Below are 15422 nucleotides of genomic sequence, written 5' to 3' on the forward strand. Positions count from 1 at the left end.
CGGGGTGACGCCGTCGCGCCGCCGGGCTCACTCCGTCGTGTAGTAGCGGTAGAACGTCACCGCGAAGACGCTCGCGGCGGCCACCAGCCCGAAGATCGTGGACCGCACCACGCTCGCCCCGCCCGCGCTGACCAGGAAGCCGAAGCTGATCCCCGCGAACGCCGCCCATGCCATGGCGCGCGGTTCGCGGGGGAGCGAGGGCGCCGCCCGGTGCAAGGCGTACATGAGGACGGCGAAGACGAGACCGGCGAGGACGCCGAACAGGGCGCTCCCTGCGGTGAGCGGACCGCCGTCGCGCCGGATCAGGCCGGCCCACAGGCCGTAGACGACGCCCATGAGCAGAGCGAGGCCGGCCCAGCGGACGGCGCTGGACGCGGCCCGCGAGCGACGGGAGCGGCGGAAGCGGAAGGCGGGTGCGGCGTGTGCCATGACGGTTCCCTTCTCTGGGGCGTTGTCCGGTGCCGGTGTCCGGGGCCTTGGCGGTGCCGGGCCCCGGGGCTTGGCGGTGCCGGCGTCCGGAGCTTGGCGGTGCCGGCGTCCGGGAGCTTGGCGGTGCCGGCGTCCGGAGCTTGGCGGTGCCGGCGTCCGGGAGCTTGGCGGTGCCGGCGTCCGGAGCTTGGCGGTGCCGGGCCCCGGGGCCTTGCCCGTGTCGGCGCCGCGTCAGCGGTCCCGGTTCGCGCACGGGTCGTGGTGGCAGTCACGGTCCCGCCACTGGGGGCAGGGGTCGGCGGAGCAGCTCGGGACGTGGCGGCCGTGGGTGTCCACGTACGCCGCGCTCACCCAGCCGCGGACGCCGGTCAGCCAGTACCAGTCCGCGTTGCCGTGCACCACGGTCGTGCCCTTGACGGCGCACTCGACGCGGTCCTGGCTGCCGTGCGGGAGCTTCGCGACGATCGCGCCGTCGGTGCCCGGCCGGTCCCTCACCTTGAGGTCGGGGCCGGAGACGACGGTGCCCCAGATGACTCCGCGGTCGTTGTCGGCGGGGGTCGCGGCGGTGGCCGCGGCCGTGCTTGCGGCGGTACCGGCGGTCAACACCGCCGCCGCGCACGCGGCCCCGAGGGTCAGAGCGATTCGCATGATCGGCCTCCTCGTTCCCGCATCCGGGAAACGCCCGTTTCTCCAGGAAACACCCGTTCGGCCCAGCGTTCCACCCGAGCCTGTTCCACACTGGAGACCGATGAGTTTCCGGGGCGGACCCGGTCTGCCCTCCCGACGACACTCCTTCGCGAGAACACGAAGACGCGAAGACATCGCGGAGACATTCGGCGAGAAAGCGGGCGGACATGAGCAGCATGGCCATCGAGACCGCGGGTCTGGTGAAGACCTTCGGCGACAACCGCGCGGTCGACGGCATCGACCTCGCCGTCCCGGCCGGCACGGTCTACGGCGTCCTCGGGCCGAACGGCGCGGGCAAGACCACCGCCGTCAAGATGCTCGCCACCCTGCTGCGGCCCGACGGCGGCGAGGCGCACGTCTTTGGCCACGACGTCGTGCGCGAGGCCGACGCCGTACGCAGCCGGGTCAGCCTCACGGGGCAGTACGCGTCGGTCGACGAGGACCTGACCGGCACGGAGAACCTGATCCTGCTGGCCCGCCTCACCGGGCACGCCAAGAAGGCGGCGCGCGAACGGGCCGGGCAGCTCCTCGAGGCCTTCGGCCTGACCGAGGCGGCGGCCCGCCAGGTGAAGAACTACTCCGGGGGCATGCGGCGCCGCATCGACATCGCCGCGTCCATCCTGAACACCCCCGACCTGCTCTTCCTGGACGAGCCGACGACGGGCCTTGACCCCCGCAGCCGCAACCAGGTCTGGGACATCGTGCGCGCGGTCGTCGGCCACGGCACGACGGTCCTGCTCACCACCCAGTACCTGGACGAGGCCGACCAGTTGGCGGCGCGCATCGCCGTCATCGACCGGGGCAAGGTCATCGCCGAGGGCACCAAGGGGGAACTGAAGGCGTCCGTCGGCGCGGGCTCCGTACACGTACGGCTGCGGGACGCCGCACGGCGCGAGGAGGCCGCGCGGGTCCTCGGCGCGGTGCTCGGCGCGCAGGTCCAGCTGGAGCCCGACCCCGTGGCCCTTACCGCCCGCGTCGGCACGGACGGCGCGCGCAACGGCCGCGGCGCCGCCGAGCAGGCCTCGCGCGCGCTCGCCGAGCTGGCCCACGCCGGCATCACCGTCGACGACTTCGCGCTCGGCCAGCCCAGCCTGGACGAGGTCTTCCTGGCCCTGACCGGTTCGGACACCGGCCACCACACCCCCACGACCGATCCGCAGAACCTCACGAAGGACCTCACGAAGGAGGCCACGGCATGAGCACCGCCGCCCCCGCCGAGACGCAGGACCTCGCGCCCGTCCGTACCGAGTCGCTCGCCGAGCTCCTCATCTCCACCGACCGGCCGCCGCGGCCGAGCGCGCTCTCCGCCTGCCTGACGTTCGGCTGGCGCGCCATGCTCAAGATCAAGCACGTGCCGGAGCAGCTCTTCGACGTCACGGCCTTTCCGATCATGATGGTGCTGATGTACACGTACCTCTTCGGGGGCGCGCTCGCCGGGTCGCCGAGCGAGTACATCCAGTACCTGCTGCCGGGCATCCTCGTGATGTCCGTCGTCATGATCACGATGTACACGGGCGTCTCGGTCAACACCGACATCGAGAAGGGCGTCTTCGACCGCTTCCGTACGCTGCCGATCTGGCGGCCCTCGACGATGGTCGGCTACCTCCTCGGCGACGCCCTGCGCTACGCCATCGCCTCCGTGGTGATCCTCACCGTCGGCCTCATCATGGGCTTCCGGCCGGACGGCGGGTTCGTGGGCGTCGTGGCGGGGATCGCGGTCCTGCTCGTCTTCTCCTTCGCGTTCTCCTGGATCTGGACGATGTTCGGACTGCTCCTGCGCACCGAGAAGTCCGTGATGGGCGTCAGCATGATGGTGATCTTCCCGCTGACCTTCCTCAGCGACATCTTCGTGAAGCCGGAGACGATGCCGGGCTGGCTCCAGGCCTTCGTCAACAACAACCCCATCACCCACGTCTCCTCCGCGGTCCGCGCCCTGATGGACGGCACGTCGCCGACCACGGAGCTGGCGTGGACGTTCGGCTGGGCGCTGCTGCTGGTGGCGGTGTTCGGGCCGGTGACGATGCGGCTGTACAACCGTAAGTAGCGCGGTTTGCCCCATCTCCGGATTGCCCCATATGCAGTCGCCCCGGTCGCGTGCCACGCGGCCGGGGCTTTGCCTGTAGAGGTGCCGAAAACCGTCCTGTCCGCCGTCCTGCTCGTCCTGGCCTGCCTCCTGGTCCCGCTCGGCGCGCTCTCCACCTGGGCGAAGTACGAGATCGGGGACCGGGACAGCTACGTCGCCACGATGGCGCCGCTCGCCTCCGACGACGCGGTACGCACGGCGGTGGCGGAGGAGGTGACCGGCGCGGTGATGAAGGAGATCGACGTGGGGCCGCTCCAGGGCGCGGTCGAGGCGTTCGTAGGGGACGCGGTGCGGTCGTTCACGGAGACGGCGGCCTACCGGACGGCCTGGGACGCGGCGAACCGCGCGGCGTACGACGCCGTGCGGCGGGCCTGGGGGGATGACTCCGACGGTGCGGTCACCATCGACCTCGCGCCCATCACCGAGCAGATCAAGCGGCAACTCGCGGACGACGGGGTGCCGTTCGCCTCGAAGATCCCCGTGAAGCACACGGAGGTCACGGTGCTGCGGTCCTCCGACGACCTCGGGTGGCTGCGGCGGGTCTTCGGCGTGCTCAGGTCGGCGGGGCTGTGGCTGCCGGTCGCGGCGGTGGTCCTCGCGGTGGCGGGTGTCCTCCTCGCCGCTTCCCGGCGGCGGGCGGTCGTCGCGACGGCGCTGGGTGGGGGGCTGGCGGCGGGGGTGCTTCTGGTGGGGGTCGCGGTGGGGCGCGGGGTGATGCTCGACGACTTGCCCGCGGAGGTTTCCCGTGGGGCTGCGGGGGCGGTGTACGACGCGTTGACCGCGTCGCTGTGGGCTGCGGCGTGGGTGTTGGTGGGGGTGGGGCTGGTGGTGGCACTGGGGGCATGGCTGTCGCCCCGATCGCGCCGCTCCCCGCGCCCCTGAGCGAGGCTCCGCCGGTCGCACCTCATCCGCAGGCCGAACGGGCTTGCTCGCGCAGTTCCCCGCGCCCCTATCGGGGCCCATCCGCTCGCACCTCATCCGCAGGCCGAATGCGCTTGCTCGCGCAGTTCCCCGCGCCCCTATCGGGGCCCATCCGCTCGCACCTCATCCGCAGGCCGAATGGGGTTGCTCGCGCCGTTCCCCGCGCCCCTATCGGGGGCGCCCGATCCGCCACACGCCACGGTAAGGCGCACCCGACCACCCACACCCGCCCCCGTCAGGGGCGCGGGGAACTGCGCGACCAGCCACCCACCACCCACACCCGACCACCCACACCAACCCCCCTCAGGGGCGCGGGGAACTGCGCGACCAGCCACCCACCACCCACACCCGACCACCCACACCAACCCCCCTCAGGGGCGCGGGGAACTGCGCGACCAGCCACCGACCACCCGCACCCGACACACCCCGTACCCCGCATACGGCAGGATTCCGCACAGCCGAACACCCCCGCCCCGCCCCCAACCGAAAGCAGAGGCCCCGCCTTGGACAGCGTGACCGTCGCCCCGGGCACCGAGCCAGAGGCGGCCCACACCGCACCCCGCCGCCACCGACGCCGAGCCACCGCATGGACCGCGGCCATACCGCTGGCCGGCGTCAGCGCCGTCATCGGCTTCCGCGTCGCCGACTCCGACGGCTTCACACCCGTACCGCAGCTGCTCGCCTTCCTGCCCTGGCTGCTCGTGCCCACTGTCGTCGGCCTGGCCCTGGCCCTGCTCGCCCGCTGGCGCCTCGGCATGGTGTGGGGCGTCGTCGTGCTCGGCCTCGTCGCCTGGTACGTCGAGCCCTACGGGAACACCGACGCACCGCGCGGCGACGCCGTCGCCGAACTGCGCGTCATGACGTCCAACGTGGAGTACGGGCGCGGCACGAAGGGCCTGATCAAGGCCGTGCGCGAGGAGCGGCCCGATCTGCTCTTCGTCCCCGAGTGCGACCACGCCTGCGCCGCCCTGCTCCGCGAGGAACTCCCCCGCGCCGACTACCCCCACCGCGAGGCCGTCGCCGCGTACGGCCCCGAGGGCTCCGTCATCCTCTCCAAGGTGCCGCTGAAGGACCCGCACCGCGTGCGGGCCACCCTCGGAATGCCGGGTGCCATCGCCGACGTGAAGGGACATCCGGTGCGGATTCTCCTCGCGCACCCCATGCCGCCGATGCCCCGCCAGGTCGACCTGTGGCGCTCGGAGATGCGCAAGCTCCAGGAGTACGCCGCCGACGGTGACGGCAGGTCCACCATCATCGCCGGGGACTTCAACGCCACCCAGGACCACGCCGCGTTCCGCTCGGTCCTCGACCAGGGGCTGCGCGACGCCGCCCGCCTCACCGGCTCCTCGCGCACCCCCAGCTGGCCCACGGCCGTGCCCTCGCCGCTCGGCACGCAGATCGACCACATCCTCGCGACCCCGGACTTCGCGGCCCGCGACGCCCGTTTCCTGGAGATCGGCGACACCGACCACCGGGCACTCGTCGTCACGCTCACCCTTCACCGGCCGGACGGAACAGACCGCTGATCCACCGGCCAGGGCAAGCAACGTAATGCGGCGATAATGGGCACATGCCCCGTGAGACCCCCGCCGCCCCACCGGAATCACGCGGCCCACTGCGCCCGCTCACCCCGCCCGACTGGCTCGTCCGGTCCCTCAAGCCGCAGTCCGCGCCCATCCCCTGGGCGGCCGTCGCCCGCGCCTCGGTCGCCATGGCCCTGCCGCTCGCCGTCGGCATCCTCGCCGGACAGCCCACATACGGCGCGCTCGCCTCCATGGGCGCCCTCTCCGGTGTCATCGGTGACACCGCCGACGCCTACCGCATGCGCGTCCTCAACATCGCCGTGCCGCAGCTCTTCGGCGCCCTGGGCGTCACCCTCGGCTCGCTCGTCTTCGGGCACGGCTGGGTGGCGGTCGGCGCCGTCACGTTCGTGGCGCTCGTCTCCGGGATGATGTCGACGATCGGCGCGGTCGCCTCCGTCGGCGGGCTGCTCCTGCTGCTCAACTGCGTGGTCGGCGCGGGCCTTCCGATGCCGGGTCAGTGGTGGCTCGCCCCGGCCCTGATGACCGGCGGCGGCCTCCTCGTCCTCGCGCTCGGCCTGCTCGCCTGGCCGCTGCGCTCCGGCGTCCCCGAACGCGCCGCCGTCGCCGCCTCCTACCGCTCGGTGGCCGCGCTCCTCGACGCCGCGGGCACGGACGCGTACGACGACGCGCGCGCCGCCGTCACCGCCTCCCTCAACCAGAGCTACGACCTCGTCCTCGCCCGCCGCGCCCGTGACCACGGCCGCAACCCCGAACTGGTGCGGCTCGTGGCCCGCTTGAACGCCCTCACCCCGATCGTCGAAGCCGCACCCGCCACCCATCTGAGTGCCCGCCACGCCTGCGTACGCCTGCCGCCCGAGATCCCGGCCGTCATCCGCGACATGGCGCGGGCGATCGAGCACGGCGGCGGCGCCCCGACCGCCTGGACCCCGGACCCCGAACGCCTCCCCGAACCCCGCGACCACACCGCCCGCGCCCTCGACCACGCCGTGCTGCACGCCGTGGAGACGCTGGGTGACGCCGACCCGCTCGGCGTCATCAAGGCCGACGACCGGCTCGGCCACCCCGCGGCGCTGAGCGTCCGGATCCGCCGCGCCGCCCGCAACGTCGTCCTGTCCGGCGCCTCCTGGCGCTACGGCCTGCGGCTCGCGCTCTGCATCGGCATCGCGCAGGCCCTGGTCTCGCTGATCGACGTCCCCCGGTCGTACTGGGTCGCGCTCACCGTCACGTTCGTCCTCAAGCCCGACTTCGGCTCGGTCTTCTCCCGCGCCGTCCTGCGCGCGCTCGGCACGGCCGCCGGCCTGGTGGTCGCCGCCGCCGTCCTCGTCCAGGTGCCGCACGGCTGGTGGGACGTACCCGTGATGATGCTGCTCGCCCCGCTCATCCCGGCCCTCACCACGCGCGGCTACGGCTACCAGACGGCGGCGATCACCCCGGTGATCCTGCTGCTCTCCGACATCCTCAACCACCAGGGCCTCGGCCTGGTCGTGCCGCGTCTGGTCGACAGCCTGATCGGCTGCGCCATCGCGCTCGTCGCCGGATATCTGCTGTGGCCCGAGAGCTGGGGGACGCGGATCGGCGACCGGCTCGCGGACGCGGTCGCCGACACCGCCGGATATGTGGAGTCCGCGTTCGGGGCCACCGTCGAACCGGCCGCCCGCGCCCGCATGCGCCGCCGTCTCTACCGCGACCTGTCCGTCATCCGCTCCGAGTTCCAGCGGGCCCTGACCGAGCCGCCGCCGACCGGCACGCGCGCCGCCGCCTGGTGGCCGCTGGTCGTCGCCGTCGAACGCATCCTGGACGCGACGACCGCCGCCAGGGTTCGCATCCGGCACGGAGCGCGGCCGCCGGCAGCCGGCGAGGTGGCCGAAGTGGCACGAGAACTACGAGAGTTGGCGGGCGGCCTGCGTGCGTCGGCGGTGCTCGAAGAGGTGCGTACGGAATTCACGGTCGGCCCGAAGGACAGCGTCCTGGAACCGTTGCGCCAAGAGGTCGGCGCGGCACGGGCCATCGCCTCCCCGAAGCCCTGAGCCCTGAAGCCCTGGCTCCCTGAAGGGGCGCGGGGAACCGCGCGACCGGCCACGACCGGCCCGCGGCTCCCCGGCGACCGTTCCCTAGCGCACCTTGTGCAGCGCCTTCGCGAGCCCGTTGGCCCACAGCTGCTCCACCTTCGACCGCTCCGCCGCGTCCGGCTGCGCGTTCGTGCAGGACGGGCCGGGGCCGCCGCCCGACATCAGCTGACTGCACGGCCCGTCGTAGGTGTCCGGCAGCCCGAGTACGTGCCCGGTCTCGTGGGTGGTGACGCGGGTCGAGTCGTACTCCTTGTTCTGGGCGTAGTCCAGGAAGATGTACCCCTTGCCGTGCCCGTCGGTGCTCGCGTACGAGCCGCGCGGGTCATTCCCCTCGCGGTACGAGAAGCTCGCGCCGGAACTGCCCTGCTGGAGCTTGACGTTGGAGACCGCCGAGTTCCATATGGACGTGGAACTCGCTATCTGCCGGGCGAAGGTGGGCGCTCCGGAGGCGTCGTAGACGACGGTCACGGACTTCGCCCCGGGGTTGGCCGCGCGCTTCTCGGCGACCGCCTTCACGACGGCCTCGAAGAACGCCTTGTTGGCCTTGGCCTCCCGCGCCGAGCCCTCGTACGCCGACCCCTCGTACTGGGCGTACGAGGCGGAGGACGAGTTCAGGGCGGGGGTCGACGCCGACGCCGACGTGGCGGCGCCGCCGAGTCCGGTGACGGTGAGTCCGAGGACGGCCACGACGGACAGGTATCGCTTGCTCATGTGTGGGGGGCTCCCTACTCGTTCGACCGACCGTGGGGGGTCGATGAAAGGTGAACTTTTCGGTGGCTGTGAGTCTCGGGGAGCAGGGGGCGCGTGGGGATGATGGCAAGACGCGATAGCCCGGAGCTATCACCGGGCTCGGCCGGTCCAGAACGGCTGGTTCTCATGGGGTTTGGGTGTCTGGTGCGGCGGCCGTACCGCCTCTACGCTCATCGACCATGGAGCTCGAGGTCAGGCACCTCCGCGCGTTGTGCGCCATCGCCGACACCGGCAGCCTGCACAAGGCGGCGCGTCAGCTCGGCATGAGCCAGCCGTCGCTGACGACCCAGCTGCGCCGCATCGAGCACGCGCTCGGCGGCCAGCTCTTCGCCCGCGAGCGCACCGGCTGCCGGCCGACCCCGCTCGGCCGGGTCGTCCTGAGCCGGGCCCGCCCCCTGGTCACGGAGATGCGGTCCCTGGTCGCCGAGACCAGGGCAGCCGCCGCCCGCGCCACCGAGGGCCCGCGGCTGCGCATCGGCTCCACGGCGAGCCGTGCCATACCGGGCTGGCTGCGCCGGCTGCGCGTGCGCCTGCCGGGCACGGAGATCTCGCTCCAGATGGACGTGTCCGCCAACGCGCTGCTGCGCATGGTGGCCGCGGCACAGCTCGACGTGGCCTTCGTCCACGAGGTCGAGGGCAGCCCATTGCGGCTGCCGGAAGCCCTGCGAAGACGCGTCCTCCTCGACCGCGAGCCGCAGTTCGTCTCCCTGGCCGCCGATCACCCGGCGGCGGAGCGGCCCGTCGTACGGCTCAGCGACCTCGCGGACGACCGCTGGATGGTCGACCCGACCGTCGACGGCGAGTGGGACGGCCTGCGCCGTGTCCTGACCACGGCCGGCCTCAACCCCCCTGTCCTGCACGGCGACTACCTCACCGCCGCGTCCCTCGTCGCCACCGGCGAGGTCGTCACGCTCTGCCAGCCGACCTCACGGGCCCGCGCCGACATGGCCGTACGCCCCCTCCACGGCGACCCCATCGGCGTACGCCTGATGGTCGCGGCCCGCACGGAGGACGAGCTCAACGCGGTCTACGGTGAGCTGGAGGCCGCCTACTGGGAGGCGGCCCGGCAGTCCGCCGCCTATACGGAGTGGCTGCTGCGGTCCGGCGACGCCCGCGGTGCCGCCGGCGGAACGCTGGTCCCGGCCGGCCGGTGACCTCCGGCGGGTGACGCCTACGCGGAAGGGGCACCCGGCGACCGCCGGATGCCCCTTCCGCCTACGTACTCCTGCCTGCTTCCGGGTCAGACGCCGATGTCGCGGCCGTCCTCGCGCCACACGGAGACGACCGACGGACGCACCAGCTTGCCCGGACCGTCGGGCCAGGCGCTCGCGGGCTTCTCGACGGAGGCGCCGTCCACCTCGCCGGGGTGCTGTACGGCGACGAGCACGCGCCGGTCCTGGATGAGCGGACCGCAGGTCTCGGCGCCGGTCGGCATGGTCAGGAACTGCTTGAGCTCACCGCGCCGCTCGCCGCGCGTGGCCACACCGAACAGGCCGTCGTGGGAGCCGAGCTGGTTGCCGTCGGTGGACAGCCACAGGTTGCCGTGCGGGTCGAAGGCGACGTTGTCCGGGCAGGAGATCGGGGAGACCCGGTCCTTGGGGAAGCCCGCGAAGTACGTCGAGGGGTCGTCCGGGTCACCGGCCACCAGGAACAGCGACCAGGCGAAGGTGGTGGCGTCGGCGCGGTTCCGGCGCTCGGTCAGCTCAAGGACCTGCCCGTGCTTGTTGAGGTTGCGCGGGTTGGCCTCGTCGGCGCCCGCCTTGCCCGGCTTGCCGCGGTCGGAGTTGTTGGTGAGCGCGACGTACACCTTGCCGGTGTGCGGCGACGGCTCGATGTCCTCGGGCCGGTCCATCTTCGTGGCGCCGACCTTGTCACCGGCGAGGCGCGTGAAGACGAACACCTCCTCGGCGGTCATGCCCTCGACGTGGCTGACGGCCTTGCCGCCGGGACCGGCCGTCGCCAGCGGGACCCACCGGCCGCTGCCGTCGAACTCGCCGTCCTCCGGCAGCGTGCCCTTCCCGTCGATCTCGGCCGCCGGGGAGTCACCGGTCAGCTTGGCGACGTAGAGGGTGCCCTCGTCGAGCAGCGTGAGGTTGTGCTCGTGCGCGGCGCGGGACTTGCCCTTGGCCATGCGCTTGCTGCTGACGAACTTGTAGAAGTAGTCGAACTTCTCGTCGTCGCCCATGTAGACCACCGGGCGCCCGTCGTCCGTCAGGCGCGGCTGCGCGGCCTCGTGCTTGAAGCGGCCGAGCGCGGTGCGCTTGCGCGGCGTCGAGTCCGGGTCGAACGGATCGAGCTCGACGACCCAGCCGAAGCGGTTGGCCTCGTTGGGCTCCTTTGCGAGGTCGAAGCGGTCGTCGAACCGCTCCCACTTCCGCTCGGAGGCGGCACCGGATACGCCGTAGCGCTTGAGGCGCGCGGCGTCCTTCGGGTCGGTCACCTTCACCGCGTTGGCGAAGTACTGGTTGAAGTTCTCCTCGCCGTGCAGCGTGGTGCCCCAGGGCGTGGTGCCGCCGGAGCAGTTGTTGAGCGTGCCGAGCACCGTGGTGCCGCGCGGGTCGGCCTTCGTACGGACCAGGTCGCTGCCCGCGACGGGCCCGGTCAGGCGGAAGCGGCTGGTGGCGGTGAGCCGGCGGTTGAGGTGATGGCGGGTGACGGCGCGCAGGGCGCCGCTCTTGCGCTCGCCCTCGACCACGACGACGGAGAGACCGTGCGCCGCCCAGGCGATCTCGACCTGCTCGCGGGTCGGGTTCTCGGGGTCGTACCCCTTGAACATCAGGATCTCGTCCGTGTACTCGTGGTTCGCGACGAGGACCTGACGGCCGTGCTCGCCGCGCAGCGGCAGGAGGGACAGGAAGTCGTTGTTGTAACCGAACTGCCCGGCCTGCGCCTTGGCGGTCTGCCGGTCCGGGTCGAAGGCGGGCGCGCCGCGCAGGATGGGCTCGCCCCAGCGGATGACGACGTTCTGTCCGTAGCCGGCGGGGACGGTGACGGCGTCCTTGGTGTTCGGTGCGACGGGCGCGAACCGCAGGCCGCGTGCGCCCCTGCCCTTTCCGGCCGTACGTCCTTCAGGCGCGGCCGCGGCGGCCTCACTGACTCCGGGGCCCGCTATGAGGGTGCTGCCCGCGGTGGCGGCGACCGTCACGACGGCGGCGGCGCGCATCATCGAACGGCGGCTGAGCGCACCGGCGATGACATCGCCGACGTACTCGTTCTCGCTGGTGTTGGGCACCTCGCCGAAGCAGGCGTCGCCGCAGCGGAAGCGGCAGGTCAGGGCGGAACGGCCGCCGCTCCCCTGATGCGAGGTGATGATCGGCAGCAGCTTGGGCACGGATCCTCCGTCGTCATGGCGTGGCTTGATTCCGCCGTGAGGCTAGGTGTGGGTTCCGGCACGGCGGCGGCCTGCGGGTGAACGGAGGGTGAATCCGTGGCACATGGGCAGAAGTTGACAGCGGGTTGACGCGAGGGGTGGCCGGGCGGTGACCCTGCCGAAGATCGCGGACGGCGGCGGCTAACCTTACGTGTCCGCCCTGGCCAGGGATTCCAGGGGTTTTCGGGAATCAACTCACGCGAAGGGTTGCGCACATGGGCATTCTGAGTCGCCTGCGGAACGCGTTCGGTCGGTCACGCAAGGAGAGCGTTCCTGAGGCACGGGAGCCCGAGCGTGTGACCGCGGCCGGGGAACCGCACCCCGCGGAGGACGTGACGCTGCCGTCCCCGTCCCCGGAGCCCACCCCGGAGCCGGCCCACAAGGCCACGCTCCCGTCCCCCAGCCCCGAGCCGACGCCCTCCACGGTCGACGACCTGGTAGCCGCGGCGTTCGACAACGTGACGGTCCCGGCGCAGGGGGTGGACCACTCGACACCGAAGCCTGCGGCGCCTGAGCCGGATGCCGCCACCGCGGCGCCTGCGGCTGAAGCGGACCCCGAGCCCGAGCCTGCGGCGCCTGCGGCTGAAGCGGAACCCGGCCCGGAGCCTGCGGCGGCTGAAGCGGAACCCGAGTCCGAGCCTGCGGCGCCTGCGGCTGAAGCCGAGCCCGCAGCGCCTGCGGCTGAAGCGGAACCCGAGCCCGCGGCGGCCGAGCCGGACGCCCCCACCGCGGCCGTGGCTGAAGCCGAGCCCGAACCGGAGCCCGCGGCGGCCGAACCGGAAGCCACCGCGGCGCCTGCGGCTGAAGCGGAACCCGAGCCGAAGCCCAAGCCCGACGCCCCCACCGCAACCGAGGCCGAAGCCGAGCCCGCGGCGGCGTCCGAAGCCGCCGGTGCCGATGAAGCACCGGCAGGTACACCGCCCGCGACGGAGCCCGAAGCCAAGGCGCAGCCGGAAACCCGGGCGGAGCCCACCACCCCGACGGAAGCCGAAGCCAAGGCCGAACCCCAAACCCCCGCCGAGCCCAAGGCCAAGCCCGAACCCGCCCCCCCGGCGGAGCCCCCCGCCCTCTCCGCCGCCAAGGTCAAAGCCAAGGCCCCCGCCCTGGCCACCGCCTACAAGGCCGCCGGCGCCGCCCTGAAGAAGAACGGCCTCACCGGAACCCGCGCCCCCGTCTACCTCGTCCTGGACCGCTCCGGCTCCATGCGCCCGTACTACAAGGACGGCTCCGCCCAGAGCCTCGCCGACCAGACCCTCGCCCTGGCCGCACACCTGACGCCGGCCCCCGAGGCCACGGTCCACGTCGTCTTCTTCTCCACCGACATCGACGGCACCGCCGCCCTCTCCCTCCCCGAACACGAGGGCCGCATCGACGAGCTGCACGCCGCCGCGGGCCACATGGGCCGCACCAGCTACCACCGCGCGATCGAAGAGGTCGTATCGCACTACGAATCGCACTACGCGAAGTCGGAGCACAAGGAGAAGGAGAACGGCACGCCCGCCCTGGTGATCTTCCAGACGGACGGCGCGCCCGACGCGAAGGGCCCCGCGACCCAGGCCCTGGCGACCGCCGCCACGCACCCGCTCTTCTTCCAGTTCATCGCCTTCGGCGACCACGACGCGAAGGGCTTCGACTACCTCCGCAAGCTCAAGGCGGACAACGCCGCGTTCTTCCACGCGGGCCCCACCCCCCGCGAGCTCACGGACAAGGAGCTGTACGAGGGCCTGCTGGCGTCCTGGCGCCCGTAGCCCGACGGTGGGCGACGGCGGACCCGGCAGCCGGAGCTGCCGGGTCCGCCCCTTGATATCGAGGTGAGTGGATCTTCGCGAGGCCGTTAGGATTTCGACCATGGCGGCCACTGGATCCGAGAAGCAGGGAGCGGACGAGAACGCGAAGGCGTTCTACGTATCGACCCCCATCTACTACGTAAACGACGCTCCTCACCTGGGCCACGCCTACACGACCGTTGCAGGGGACGTGCTCACGCGCTGGCACCGTCAGCGCGGCGAGAAGGTGTGGTACCTCACCGGCACGGACGAGCACGGTCAGAAGATCATGCGCACGGCCGAGGCGAACGACGTCACCCCGCAGGAGTGGTGCGACAAGCTCGTCACCGAGGCCTGGAAGCCCCTCTGGGAGCACCTGAACATCGCGAACGACGACTTCATCCGCACCACGGAGAAGCGTCACACGGACCGCGTGCAGGAGTTCGTCCAGGATCTCTACGACAAGGGCGAGATCTACAAGGGCGGGTACGAGGGCCCGTACTGCGTGGGCTGCGAGGAGTACAAGCTCCCCGGCGACCTCGTCGAGGCCGAGGACGGCACGAAGCTCTGCCCGATCCACAAGAAGCCGGTGGAGCTCCTCAAGGAGGAGAACTACTTCTTCAAGCTGAGTGAGTACGGCGACAAGCTCCTCGCCCTCTACGAGGCCAACCCCGGCTTCATCCAGCCGGAGTCGGCGCGCAACGAGGTCGTGAACTTCGTCAAGCAGGGCCTTCAGGACCTCTCCATCTCGCGCTCGACGTTCGACTGGGGCGTGAAGGTCCCCTGGGACGACAAGCACGTCATCTACGTCTGGGTCGACGCGCTCCTGAACTACGCCACGGCGGTCGGCTACGGCGCGGACCAGCGGAAGTTCGACGCCACCTTCCCCGCGAACGTGCACCTCGTCGGCAAGGACATCCTCCGCTTCCACGCGGTGATCTGGCCCGCGATGCTGCTCGCGCAGGGCCTGCCCGTGCCGGGCAAGGTCGCCGCGAACGGCTGGCTGATGGTCGGCGGCGAGAAGATGTCGAAGTCGAACCTGACGGGCATCAAGCCGCAGGACCTCACCCTCCACTTCGGCGTGGACGCGTACCGCTGGTACTTCCTGCGCGCCATCGCCTTCGGCAGTGACGGCTCGTTCTCGTGGGAGGACTTCTCCGCCCGCTACACCAGCGAGCTGGCGAACGACTACGGCAACCTCGCCTCGCGCGTCGCGGCCATGGTCGGCAAGTACTTCGGCGGCGAACTGCCGGCGGCCACGGCCTCCGGTGACGCCGAGAAGGCGGTCCAGGACGGCCTGGCGAAGGCCGTCGCGGACGCCGACCGCGCGATCGGCGAGGAGCTGGACTTCCAGTCCGGCATCCTCTCGATCTTCGCCTTCGTCAAGCAGGTCAACGGCTACATCACGGAGCAGGAGCCGTGGAAGGTGGCCAAGGACGACTCGGAGGAGGGCCGCGCCCGCCTCGCGACCATCCTCTACACGGCGGCCGAGTCGCTGCGCGCGGTGGCGGTCCTGCTGAACCCCGTCATGCCGGAGACCTCCCAGAAGCTCTGGGACTCCCTCGGCGCCGAGGCCCCGCTCGGCGCGCTGGCCGACCAGCGGGTCCAGGACGCGGGCACGTGGGGCCGGCTGCCGGCCGGTTCGACGGTGACGAAGGGCGCGGTGCTCTTCCCCCGCCTGGAGGAGAAGCCAACCGCGTAACGCATCGCGGACGACACCCGGCACCCGGCACCCGGCACCGACACCGAGGTCCCGGCGCCGCCCCGTGATTCACGGGGCGGCGCCGGGACTTTTCCGTGCCC

At 72.0% G+C, this 15422-nt stretch carries 12 protein-coding genes; 8 read left to right on the forward strand and 4 right to left on the reverse strand.

From position 1 onward, the window contains the following. Positions 1-27 precede the first annotated feature (27 nt). Together ACF062_RS22810 and ACF062_RS22815 are read right to left on the reverse strand one after the other, a co-directional pair. Positions 28-429, reverse strand: a complete 402-nt coding sequence (locus ACF062_RS22810) for a hypothetical protein (protein WP_392140723.1) — start codon at positions 427-429, stop codon at positions 28-30. A gap of 231 nt (positions 430-660) precedes the next feature. After that, positions 661-1077: an SH3 domain-containing protein gene (locus ACF062_RS22815; RefSeq protein WP_392140725.1), complete on the reverse strand. Its 417-nt coding sequence runs from the start codon at positions 1075-1077 to the stop codon at positions 661-663. A 206-nt stretch (positions 1078-1283) separates the two neighbouring features. On the opposite strand from ACF062_RS22815, the gene ACF062_RS22820 reads away from it, so the two are divergent. From ACF062_RS22820 to ACF062_RS22840, 5 genes are all read left to right on the forward strand, one after another. Then, positions 1284-2315, forward strand: coding sequence for an ATP-binding cassette domain-containing protein (locus ACF062_RS22820; RefSeq protein ID WP_392140727.1), 1032 nt, complete (start codon positions 1284-1286; stop codon positions 2313-2315). After that, positions 2312-3160 carry an ABC transporter permease gene (locus ACF062_RS22825; RefSeq protein ID WP_223775781.1) on the forward strand — a complete coding sequence of 283 codons (849 nt, stop codon included), beginning with the start codon at positions 2312-2314 and terminating at the stop codon, positions 3158-3160. Before ACF062_RS22820 ends, ACF062_RS22825 begins: the two co-directional genes overlap by 4 nt. An 81-nt stretch (positions 3161-3241) precedes the next feature. Then, entirely contained in the window at positions 3242-4081 is an 840-nt protein-coding gene (locus ACF062_RS22830; RefSeq protein ID WP_392140729.1) for a hypothetical protein, read from the forward strand. A 551-nt stretch (positions 4082-4632) separates the two neighbouring features. Next, positions 4633-5646, forward strand: coding sequence for an endonuclease/exonuclease/phosphatase family protein (locus ACF062_RS22835; RefSeq protein ID WP_392141202.1), 1014 nt, complete (start codon positions 4633-4635; stop codon positions 5644-5646). A gap of 44 nt (positions 5647-5690) precedes the next feature. Beyond that, positions 5691-7691, forward strand: coding sequence for an FUSC family protein (locus ACF062_RS22840; protein ID WP_392140731.1), 2001 nt, complete (start codon positions 5691-5693; stop codon positions 7689-7691). Positions 7692-7775: 84 nt separating this feature from the next. Here ACF062_RS22840 and snpA read toward each other — a convergent pair whose 3' ends face one another. Further along, entirely contained in the window at positions 7776-8444 is a 669-nt protein-coding gene (gene snpA, locus ACF062_RS22845; RefSeq protein WP_392140733.1) for a snapalysin, read from the reverse strand. Between the two features lie 218 nt (positions 8445-8662). Here snpA and ACF062_RS22850 point away from each other — a divergent pair, with 218 nt between their 5' ends. Continuing rightward, positions 8663-9637 (forward strand): LysR family transcriptional regulator, encoded by a 975-nt coding sequence (locus ACF062_RS22850; protein WP_392140735.1) that lies wholly within the window; start codon positions 8663-8665, stop codon positions 9635-9637. Positions 9638-9723: 86 nt separating this feature from the next. Here the strand turns inward: ACF062_RS22850 and ACF062_RS22855 are convergent, their stop codons facing one another. After that, on the reverse strand, positions 9724-11814 hold the full coding sequence (locus tag ACF062_RS22855; RefSeq protein WP_392140737.1) for a PhoX family protein: 2091 nt from the start codon (positions 11812-11814) through the stop codon (positions 9724-9726). A 773-nt stretch (positions 11815-12587) separates the two neighbouring features. On the opposite strand from ACF062_RS22855, the gene ACF062_RS22860 reads away from it, so the two are divergent. Both ACF062_RS22860 and metG read left to right on the forward strand, forming a co-directional pair. Then, positions 12588-13601, forward strand: a complete 1014-nt coding sequence (locus ACF062_RS22860; protein WP_392140739.1) for a VWA domain-containing protein — start codon at positions 12588-12590, stop codon at positions 13599-13601. Positions 13602-13701: 100 nt separating this feature from the next. Further along, positions 13702-15321 carry a methionine--tRNA ligase gene (metG, locus tag ACF062_RS22865; RefSeq protein WP_392140740.1) on the forward strand — a complete coding sequence of 540 codons (1620 nt, stop codon included), beginning with the start codon at positions 13702-13704 and terminating at the stop codon, positions 15319-15321. Positions 15322-15422 lie beyond the last annotated feature (101 nt).

Source organism: Streptomyces sp. NPDC015345 (genome assembly GCF_043078805.1).
Lineage (GTDB): Bacteria > Actinomycetota > Actinomycetes > Streptomycetales > Streptomycetaceae > Streptomyces.

Excerpts from the sequence above, each read along its gene's own strand:
- ACF062_RS22810 (WP_392140723.1), bottom strand. The coding sequence starts at position 429 with ATGGCACACGCCGCACCCGCCTTCCGCTTCCGCCGCTCCCGTCGCTCG.
- ACF062_RS22815 (WP_392140725.1), bottom strand. The coding sequence starts at position 1,077 with ATGCGAATCGCTCTGACCCTCGGGGCCGCGTGCGCGGCGGCGGTGTTG.
- ACF062_RS22820 (WP_392140727.1), top strand. The coding sequence starts at position 1,284 with ATGAGCAGCATGGCCATCGAGACCGCGGGTCTGGTGAAGACCTTCGGC.
- ACF062_RS22825 (WP_223775781.1), top strand. The coding sequence starts at position 2,312 with ATGAGCACCGCCGCCCCCGCCGAGACGCAGGACCTCGCGCCCGTCCGT.
- ACF062_RS22840 (WP_392140731.1), top strand. The coding sequence starts at position 5,691 with ATGCCCCGTGAGACCCCCGCCGCCCCACCGGAATCACGCGGCCCACTG.
- snpA (WP_392140733.1), bottom strand. The coding sequence starts at position 8,444 with ATGAGCAAGCGATACCTGTCCGTCGTGGCCGTCCTCGGACTCACCGTC.
- ACF062_RS22850 (WP_392140735.1), top strand. The coding sequence starts at position 8,663 with ATGGAGCTCGAGGTCAGGCACCTCCGCGCGTTGTGCGCCATCGCCGAC.
- metG (WP_392140740.1), top strand. The coding sequence starts at position 13,702 with ATGGCGGCCACTGGATCCGAGAAGCAGGGAGCGGACGAGAACGCGAAG.